We start from the raw sequence: 7876 nt of genomic DNA, 5'->3' as shown, positions 1-7876 counted from the left end.
CCCAAGACGGAAGCCCCCAAGGACGACAAGGCTGCCAAGGCCAAGAAGTAAGAAAGAATCTTTCGGTTGTTTTTGACGGCTGAATGTTTGCAAAAGCCCTTCGTCTTTGGCGGAGGGCTTTTTTGTTGTTTTGCGGCAGGTTGAGTCGGGGCGTGTGGCTTGCAGGGCTGCGCAGAGGATGCAGCATGTGGCTCGCCGTTGGGTAGACCAATATGCGCGCAGGTGCTATGCTGGTAACAGGATGGATTTTTATACTTAAAAAACTGTTTGAATGACCAAACAGTTTTTGCTGGACAACCGTAACCACCCGCGCCATAGTTCCCTTGCCCGACGGATAGACCGGCGAGCAAATTTGCTGACGCAAAAAGGGTTGATCCATGTTTCAAGCGCTGTTTGCCGTATTGCCGGTATTTTTGATCATTGGCGCGGGCGTTCTGCTGCGCAGCCGCGACGTATTGCCCGAAAACGCTGGCCCGGTGCTGGGCATTTACGTGCTCAAACTGGCTCTGCCCCTGCTGATTCTGCATCTGCTGGCGGGCGCAAGCCTCAAGGATCTGGGTCACTGGGCATTTTGGGGCGGTATTCTGGGTTCGCAGGTGATCATGTACTGTCTTGGCTATGTGGCCGACAGGGTGTTTTGCAGGCGCGGGGTCGGCCCCGGCGTGATCGCCGGGCTTTCGTGTTCTGCCTGCAACGCGGCCTTTGTGGGCCTGCCCATTGTTTCCAACCTGTTTCCCGGTAATACCTCGGCCATGCTGATTGCGGGTCTGTGTACCCTTACACCCAACGTTGTGATGATCATCGGCCAGTCGCGGCTCGACGCTCTGGCCGGTTCACTGGCCTGGAACGGCGGCAACCCCCTAAGCTTTGTGGGCAAGCTGCTGCGCGTGTTTATTCTTGGCAACCCCATTCTGCTCTCCACACTCGCTGGCATCGCGCTTTCAGCCTCTGGCCTTGGCTTGTGGGCACCCATTGACCGCGCCGTGAGCCTTGTGGGCTACACTGCCGCCCCCTGCATGCTGCTGGCTCTGGGCCTCGACCTGCGGCAAAAGCTCGTGGTGGCCACACGGCAGGCGCACGGCCATGCCATGCTGCGGCTGAGCTGGTTTGTGCTCTGCAAGCTGCTGGTGCACCCCCTGCTGTGCTGGGCCATGCTGGCCGCGCTGGGCGTGTCGGGCTTGTGGCTTGTGATCAGTGTTATCATCAGCGCCACGGCCACCGCACTTGTGGTGACCGTTATAGCCGAGGTCTACAGCACCGTGCCGGAAGAATCCGCGCTTACTGCGGTAGTTGCCAACGGGCTGAGCATTTTCACCCTCACGGGCTTTGTGTGGGGCTTTCAGGCTCTCGGAATGGTGTAGGCGCGAGTCGTCTTTCTGCGCAAAAAGCGGGTTTTGTTCACAGCCACTGGCCGGAACAAAACCCGCTTTGCATTTGTGGTGGACAGAGCCCTGGATCAGGCAAAGTTGGCCGCGTGGTAGCTGCTGCGCACCAGCGGGCCAGAAAACACGTGCTTCAGCCCCAGCGATTTGCCGTAGGCGGCGTAGGCCACGAACTGTTCGGGTGTTACGTAGCGGTCAAGCCGGTGGTGCTGGCTTGTAGGCGGCAGATACTGGCCGATGGTCACAATGGAGCAGCCAGCCGCGTGCAGGTCTTTGATAACCTCAAGCACCTGCTCGTCGGTTTCGCCAAGGCCCACCATCAGGCCGCTTTTGGCGGTCATGCCGCAGTCATTGACGCGGCGCAGGAGCTCGAGGCTCTGCTCGTAGTCGGCCTGCGGGCGCACCTGGGCGTAGAGGGCCGGGTGGGTTTCCACATTGTGATTGATGATGTGGGGCTTGGCGTCCATGACGGCGCGCAGCGCATCGCCGCTGCCCTGAAAGTCGGGAATAAGCACTTCAACCGTGCTCTGCGGCAGGGCCGTGCGCAGGGCCTCGATGACAGCCGCAAACTGGGCGGAGCCGCCGTCGGCCAGGTCGTCGCGCGTCACGGAAGTGACGACAACATGCCTGAGGCCAAGCGTTACAGCCGCCTGCGCCACGCGCTGCGCTTCGGTAGGGTCGGGGGCTCCGGGTTGGCCGGGGTGGATGTTGCAAAACCGGCAGTTGCGTGTGCAGGTTTCGCCCAGAATCAGAAACGTGGCCGTGCCGGAAGAAAAGCATTCCTGCCGGTTGGGGCAGTTGGCTTCTTTACAGACTGTGGAGAGCCCCTGTTCGTTCAGCAGGGCAGAGGTGGTGAAAAACCGCCTGTCAGAGGCCAGAGGGCGGCGCAGCCAGGCGGGCTTGCGCAGAGGGGCGTTTTCCTCGTTGCGGGGAGCGGTGGAATCGGGTTGGGTCATGCGGGGTATCCTGCGGGCAGATGCTGCCGGGGTATATTTTTCTGGTGTATTGCCGTGGTCTGGTGAACAGGGGGCCAGCCTACGCCTGCACCGCAAGCAGGGCTGCGCAGGCCTCTGCCGGCTGCAGGGGTGGCAGTGCCTGCCCGAAAACTTCGCAAAAGGCTTCGAGAAAGCAGCTTTTTACATCGGCCATGCTGGCCGGGGTGCCGGTCTGCTCGCGTTGCACCGAGGTGGCGGTTACGCCATCAAGCCCGCATGGCGTGATGATATTGAACAGCGAGAGATCCCTGTCCACATTCATGGCCAGCCCGTGCAGGGTAATGTGGCGCTGCACGGCAATGCCCAGCGAGGCTATCTTGCTGTTGCCTACCCATACCCCGGGAAAACCCGGATTGCGCGCAGCCTCGATGCCAAACTGGCGAACGGTGCGGATGGCGGTTTCTTCCACATCATACACATAGGCCCTGACGCCGTCGGTGCGTTTTTTCAGGTTGATGATGGGGTAGGCCACCAGCTGGCCGGGGAAATGGCAGGTAATGTTGCCGCCACGGGTGCTGTGCACCACATCCACCGCCGAACCCCACATGGCCGCGAGGTTGGGGGGCAGGTTCTCCTGCCCGGAATTTTTGCCCATGGTCACCGTGGGCGGGTGCTCGAGCAGCAGCAGGATGTCGTCGCCGCCCTGCAACACAAAGGCCTGCGCCTTTTGCTGTATTTCAAAGGCGCGCTGGTAGGCGGTGCAGCCAAGATCAAATGCGTACATATAAACCAGAGTAGCTGAGGTTGGTAAAAAAGCCCTCATACCCATATGCGCTGTCGCCGTCCAGTGGTCTGGGCGACAGGCTGCAGGTGGCCCGGAACATAGCTGGGTCAGGCCTAGGCCAGGTCGCAGGGCGTGGCAGTCTGGGAAAGGTAGATCAGTTCCTCCAGCATGCCCAGCAGCTCGGCCATAATGCCGCCGCCGGTCATGGGGTGGCCAAACAGCGATTCGCGCTGGTGGTCAAGGCCCCGCCTGTCCACGGCATCGGGCATGGTGGGCGAGAGTGTTTCCGCCAGGCGGCAGGCCAGAAAATAATCTTCCGCGCCAGAGGCAAACAGGCTTTCAAGCTTGGCAAAGCGTGGGGCTGTCTGCTGCCAGTAGTCCAGAGCCGCCGTCGAGGGTTCAAGGCTGGCCGCCGTGCACAGGGCTGCATGCAGGTTGTTGCACGATGCGCCGGGCAGGCCGGTGCGCCAGCCCCACAGCCAGTGGGTGCGGGCAAAAAAGAGGTGGTGCGCCACTGCCAGATCAAGCAGCTCGCGCATGTGGCGCAGGGCGTCCAGCAGGGGGCCGCCCGTACCTTCGGGCCACGCGGCGCAGGGGTGGCGCAGCTGCCACAGGGGTACGTCTGCACGGCTGGGCTCAAGGCCGGTCATGCTGCGCAAAAGCTGGGCCAGCCAGGCATTGGCATCGGGGCTGTGTGGTGTCTCAAGGTGTGAATAGCTCAGCACATAGCGCCCCTGGCCGTACTGGCCGCTGACAACCATGGGCTGCCCCTCAAGAAAATCTGCCGAAAGGTTGACCCCGTACAGGTCACGCCAGTGCGAAAAAATTTTGGAAGGAATGCTCTGTAGCGTAAGGTCGGCCAGCCAGAAGTCCTTGTCGGGAAATCCGTACGAGGCCAGCACGGTCACGCGGTCGTCCTCTTGCGGGGCAAAGCGGCCCGGCCACCACACAGGCAGGGAGGGCAGAAAGGCGCACTTCCGGGCTTCGCCTTCTGGCTGGCGAATGGCCGCACGGCGGGCACCAATGCAGGAGGACGTCATGCCCGGCGTGAGGTGGTCTGGCTTGGGCGAGCCTTCCGGCTGGTCAAGCCTTTGGGGTGAAAATTCGTGCCCGGGGGTGATGTGCGCCCGCACGTGGCCCGAAATGAGATGGTAGAGGCGTTCCGGGTAGGCCGCCCGCGCCCACGGGCAAATGTTGAGCCCGTGGTCTGGGTTGGGGTGGGTGAGGGCAAGCCCCGCGCCGCCGCAAAACCCCAGATAGTTGCCGCCGCGTTCAACCCACTGGCGCACTGCTTCGCGCCCGGTCGGGGTGAGGGCAGCGGCTTTGAGACGGGCATTGCCGCCGGGAACCAGCAGCAGCGACACGCCCGTGCCGCCTTGATGCTGGCCACCTTTGGGGGTTGTGCCCCCCGGCTTGCCTAAATACGCGCCTTCGGCTATTTCTTGTCCCTTAACCAGGCGGCAGGGCAGTCCCAGCGCGCGAACAGCGCGCCAGGCCATGAGGCCCCAGATGTGGGACGCATCCCATAATATGCAGATTGGCTGTGCGGCAAACATAATGTCGCATTATCGCCGCCTTTTATGGAGAAAGCAAGATGGCGGATACGCTACCCAAGGGCTATGAGCCCCATGACGTTGAAGCCCGGTGGCGCAAGCACTGGGAGGATGACAAAACCTTTACGCCCGATCCGGACGCCCCCGGCGAGCCGTATTCCATTGTCATTCCGCCGCCCAACGTCACGGGCGCGCTGCACATAGGGCACGCGCTCAACCATACCCTTATCGACGTGCTTTGCCGTCATGCCCGCCAGAAGGGCAAGAACGTGCTTTGGGTTCCCGGCACCGACCATGCGGGCATTGCCACCCAGAACGTGGTGGAACGCGCCCTGGCCAAGGAAGGCAAGAGCCGCAAGGATCTTGGCCGCGAAGCCTTTATTGACCGGGTGTGGGAATGGCGCGACGAATACGGCCACCGCATTCTCGATCAGGCTCGCGCCCTGGGCGATTCCGTAGACTGGACGCGCCTGCGTTTTACCATGGACGAAGGCCTTTCCACCGCTGTGCGCAAGGTTTTTGTGCGGCTCTACAACGATGGCCTGATCTACAAGGGCGACTACATCATCAACTGGTGCTCGCGTTGCCACACGGCCCTGGCCGACGATGAAGTGGAACACGAACAGAGCCGTGGCAAGTTGTGGAAGGTGCGTTATCTGCTGGCCGACGGCAGCGGGCATATCACCATTGCCACCACCCGGCCCGAGACCATTCCTGGTGACACCGCCATTTGCGTGCACCCCGAAGACGAACGTTACGCGGGCCTTATAGGCAAAAAGGCCGTGGTTCCCGTGCTTGGGCGCGAGATTCCCATTATCGCCGATGCCTACGTTGACCGCGAATTCGGCACGGGCGCGCTCAAGGTTACACCCTGCCACGACCATAACGACTGGATGCTGGGCAAGAAGCACGACCTCGTCTTCCTTAAGGCCATTGACGAAAACGGCATCATGACCACCGAGGCCGGAGTGTATCAGGGCCTTGCCAAGGAAGAATGCCGCAATCGCATCGTGGCCGACATTGAAGCCGCGGGGCAGCTTGAAGGCATTGAAGAGCTCGACCACGCCGTGGGCCACTGCTACCGCTGCCATACGGTTGTGGAACCGCACGTCTCCACCCAGTGGTTTGTGGCCGCCACCAAGATGGCCCCTGCCGCGCGCGATGCCGTGCCCGGTATGACCAAGATTTTTCCCGAGACCTGGCTCAAGACCTACTATCACTGGCTCGACAACATCCGCGACTGGTGCATCAGCCGTCAGATCTGGTGGGGCCACCGTATCCCCGCCTGGAACTGCGAAACCTGCGGCGAAATGGTGGTGGCCGAAGAAGCCCCCGCCGTGTGCCCCAAGTGCGGCGGCGTGCTCAAGCAGGAAGAAGACGTGCTGGACACCTGGTTTTCGTCCGCCTTGTGGCCTTTCTCGACCATGGGCTGGCCCGAAGATACCAAGGACCTGCGGCGCTGGTACCCCACTTCGGTGCTGGTGACGGGTTTTGACATCCTGTTCTTCTGGGTGGCCCGCATGATGATGATGGGCATCCACTTCATGGGTGAGGTTCCGTTCAGGGACGTGTACCTGCACGCCCTGGTGCGTGACGCTTCTGGCCGCAAGATGTCCAAGTCCACGGGCAATGTCATTGACCCGCTGGAAATGATCGACAAGTACGGCTGCGATTCGCTGCGCTTTACCCTTACGGCTTTTGCCGCCATGGGGCGCGATATCCGCCTTTCAGAAGAGCGCATCGAGGGCTACCGTCACTTTGTCAACAAGCTCTGGAACGCGGCCCGCTTCGCTCTCATGAACCTGCCGGAAGAAGCCCCGACTCCTGTGGCGCCTGAATCCGTGCCCGGCCTGCACCACCAGTGGCTGCTGCACCGCCTCGAAGTGGTCAAGCAGGACATGGAAAAATCGCTGGCCGACTACCGCTTCAACGATGCGGCCCAGCTGGGTTACAAATTCCTGTGGAACGAATTCTGCGACTGGTATCTTGAGCTCATCAAGCCCGACATGCAGTCTGAAGATCCCAAGCGCAAGGCCGAAGCCCAGTACGTGCTGTGGCTGGCCCTGCGTGAGCTGCTGGTGCTCCTGCACCCCATCATTCCCTTTGTGACCGCCGAAATCTGGGCCGCACTGCCCGTGGCGGCCGGGGCCAAGGCCACGGACATCGCCCGCGAGCTGTACCCCGAAGCGCGTCCCGCCTGCCATCGCCCGGTGGAAGCCGGCCGCATGGAGCTGATTCAGGGTATCATTGTGGCTGTGCGTACCATCAAGGCCGAGCTTGGCATCAGCCCCAGCCACAAGGTCAGCCTCATGCTGCACCCCATGGATGCGGCCCAGGCCGAGCTGCTCGAGGCCAGCAGCCAGTGCATGACGACCCTTGCGCGGCTTGAAAACCTCACCATCGGCACCGATGTGCACGCCCCCAAGGCATCTGCCTCGGCGGTGGTGGAAGGCTGCCAGGTTATTGTGCCCCTCAAGGGCGCGGTTGATCTCAACGGAGAACTGGCCCGTCTGGACAAGGAAATCGCCAAGCTTGAAAAAGACGTGGTGGGCGTGAACATGAAGCTGAGCAACGAAAGCTTTGTGAGCCGCGCCCCGGCAGATGTGGTTGCCCGCGAACGCGAACGTGCCGAAAAGCTGCTGGACGCCAAGGAAAAGATGCAGGCCCTGCGCGCACGCTTTGCCGAGGCCCTTACGGAAGAATAACCGGCTGTAACCACACTGGTTTCCGGTCTGTATATGCGGCGCGGACGGCGGGCAGTTGCCTGTCGTCCGCGCCTTGCTTGCTGCGGTGGCAAGGCCCCGCACAAAAATGAGGTTTGTATGAGTCCTGCCATTACGGCCTATCTGCAACTGGGCGCGGCCATCCTGGTAGAGGTTGCGGCCACCGCCTGTCTCAAACAGTCGGCCGGCATGAGCCGCATGTTGCCCACCATAGCCTCGCTGCTTGGCTACGGCATCTCGTTTTATCTGCTCTCAAAGGTGCTTGAGATCGTGCCCATGGGCATTTCTTACGGCATCTGGAGCGGTATTGGCATTGTGCTTGTCTCGGTCCTGGGCCTGGTATTTTTTGGGCAAAAGCTCGACATGGCCGCCTGCCTTGGCCTTGGTTTGATAGTTCTGGGCGTACTTGTCATAAATTTTTTTTCTGGCTCCATGCCCCACTAAACAGAGGTTGCGGCCACAAGCCACGCGCTAACGGCTTGTTTTTTTGTCAGGGTTT

7 protein-coding genes are annotated in these 7876 nt (G+C 61.4%); 3 read left to right on the top strand and 4 right to left on the bottom strand.

Features of this window, described 5'->3' with window-relative positions; genetic code table 11:
* The coding region (locus F8N36_RS00995; RefSeq protein WP_291330886.1) for a hypothetical protein at positions 1–379 on the bottom strand (379 nt) is incomplete at its 3' end.
* Between F8N36_RS00995 and F8N36_RS00990 the strand changes: the two genes are divergently transcribed.
* Complete coding sequence (locus F8N36_RS00990; RefSeq protein ID WP_291330885.1) at positions 378–1361, top strand: AEC family transporter; 984 nt, start codon at positions 378–380, stop codon at positions 1359–1361. The genes F8N36_RS00995 and F8N36_RS00990 overlap by 2 nt on opposite strands.
* Before the next feature lie 95 nt (positions 1362–1456).
* On the opposite strand, the gene lipA is transcribed toward F8N36_RS00990, so the two are convergent.
* The 3 genes from lipA to F8N36_RS00975 all read right to left on the bottom strand — a co-directional run bounded on the left by lipA (position 1457) and on the right by F8N36_RS00975 (position 4600).
* The gene (gene lipA, locus F8N36_RS00985) at positions 1457–2338 is read right to left on the bottom strand and encodes a lipoyl synthase (protein WP_291330884.1); all 882 of its coding nucleotides are present in this window, start codon (positions 2336–2338) and stop codon (positions 1457–1459) included.
* Positions 2339–2417: 79 nt separating this feature from the next.
* Complete coding sequence (gene lipB / locus F8N36_RS00980) at positions 2418–3101, bottom strand: lipoyl(octanoyl) transferase LipB (protein ID WP_291330883.1); 684 nt, start codon at positions 3099–3101, stop codon at positions 2418–2420.
* A gap of 113 nt (positions 3102–3214) precedes the next feature.
* Complete coding sequence (locus F8N36_RS00975; RefSeq protein ID WP_291330882.1) at positions 3215–4600, bottom strand: BPL-N domain-containing protein; 1386 nt, start codon at positions 4598–4600, stop codon at positions 3215–3217.
* A 95-nt stretch (positions 4601–4695) separates the two neighbouring features.
* Between F8N36_RS00975 and F8N36_RS00970 the strand changes: the two genes are divergently transcribed.
* Together F8N36_RS00970 and F8N36_RS00965 are read left to right on the top strand one after the other, a co-directional pair.
* Complete coding sequence (locus F8N36_RS00970; RefSeq protein WP_291330881.1) at positions 4696–7359, top strand: valine--tRNA ligase; 2664 nt, start codon at positions 4696–4698, stop codon at positions 7357–7359.
* Between the two features lie 117 nt (positions 7360–7476).
* Positions 7477–7821 carry an SMR family transporter gene (locus F8N36_RS00965; RefSeq protein ID WP_291330880.1) on the top strand — a complete coding sequence of 115 codons (345 nt, stop codon included), beginning with the start codon at positions 7477–7479 and terminating at the stop codon, positions 7819–7821.
* The last annotated feature ends 55 nt before the right edge of the window (positions 7822–7876 follow it).

The organism is Desulfovibrio sp., from assembly GCF_009712225.1.
Taxonomy (GTDB): domain Bacteria; phylum Desulfobacterota; class Desulfovibrionia; order Desulfovibrionales; family Desulfovibrionaceae; genus Desulfovibrio.
This window is presented reverse-complemented; position numbering and strand designations above follow the sequence as displayed.

Bases quoted from the DNA above. Each gene is read 5' to 3' on its own strand.
- F8N36_RS00990 (WP_291330885.1), top strand. From the start codon at position 378: ATGTTTCAAGCGCTGTTTGCCGTATTGCCGGTATTTTTGATCATTGGC.
- lipA (WP_291330884.1), bottom strand. From the start codon at position 2,338: ATGACCCAACCCGATTCCACCGCTCCCCGCAACGAGGAAAACGCCCCT.
- lipB (WP_291330883.1), bottom strand. From the start codon at position 3,101: ATGTACGCATTTGATCTTGGCTGCACCGCCTACCAGCGCGCCTTTGAA.
- F8N36_RS00975 (WP_291330882.1), bottom strand. From the start codon at position 4,600: ATGGCCTGGCGCGCTGTTCGCGCGCTGGGACTGCCCTGCCGCCTGGTT.
- F8N36_RS00970 (WP_291330881.1), top strand. From the start codon at position 4,696: ATGGCGGATACGCTACCCAAGGGCTATGAGCCCCATGACGTTGAAGCC.
- F8N36_RS00965 (WP_291330880.1), top strand. From the start codon at position 7,477: ATGAGTCCTGCCATTACGGCCTATCTGCAACTGGGCGCGGCCATCCTG.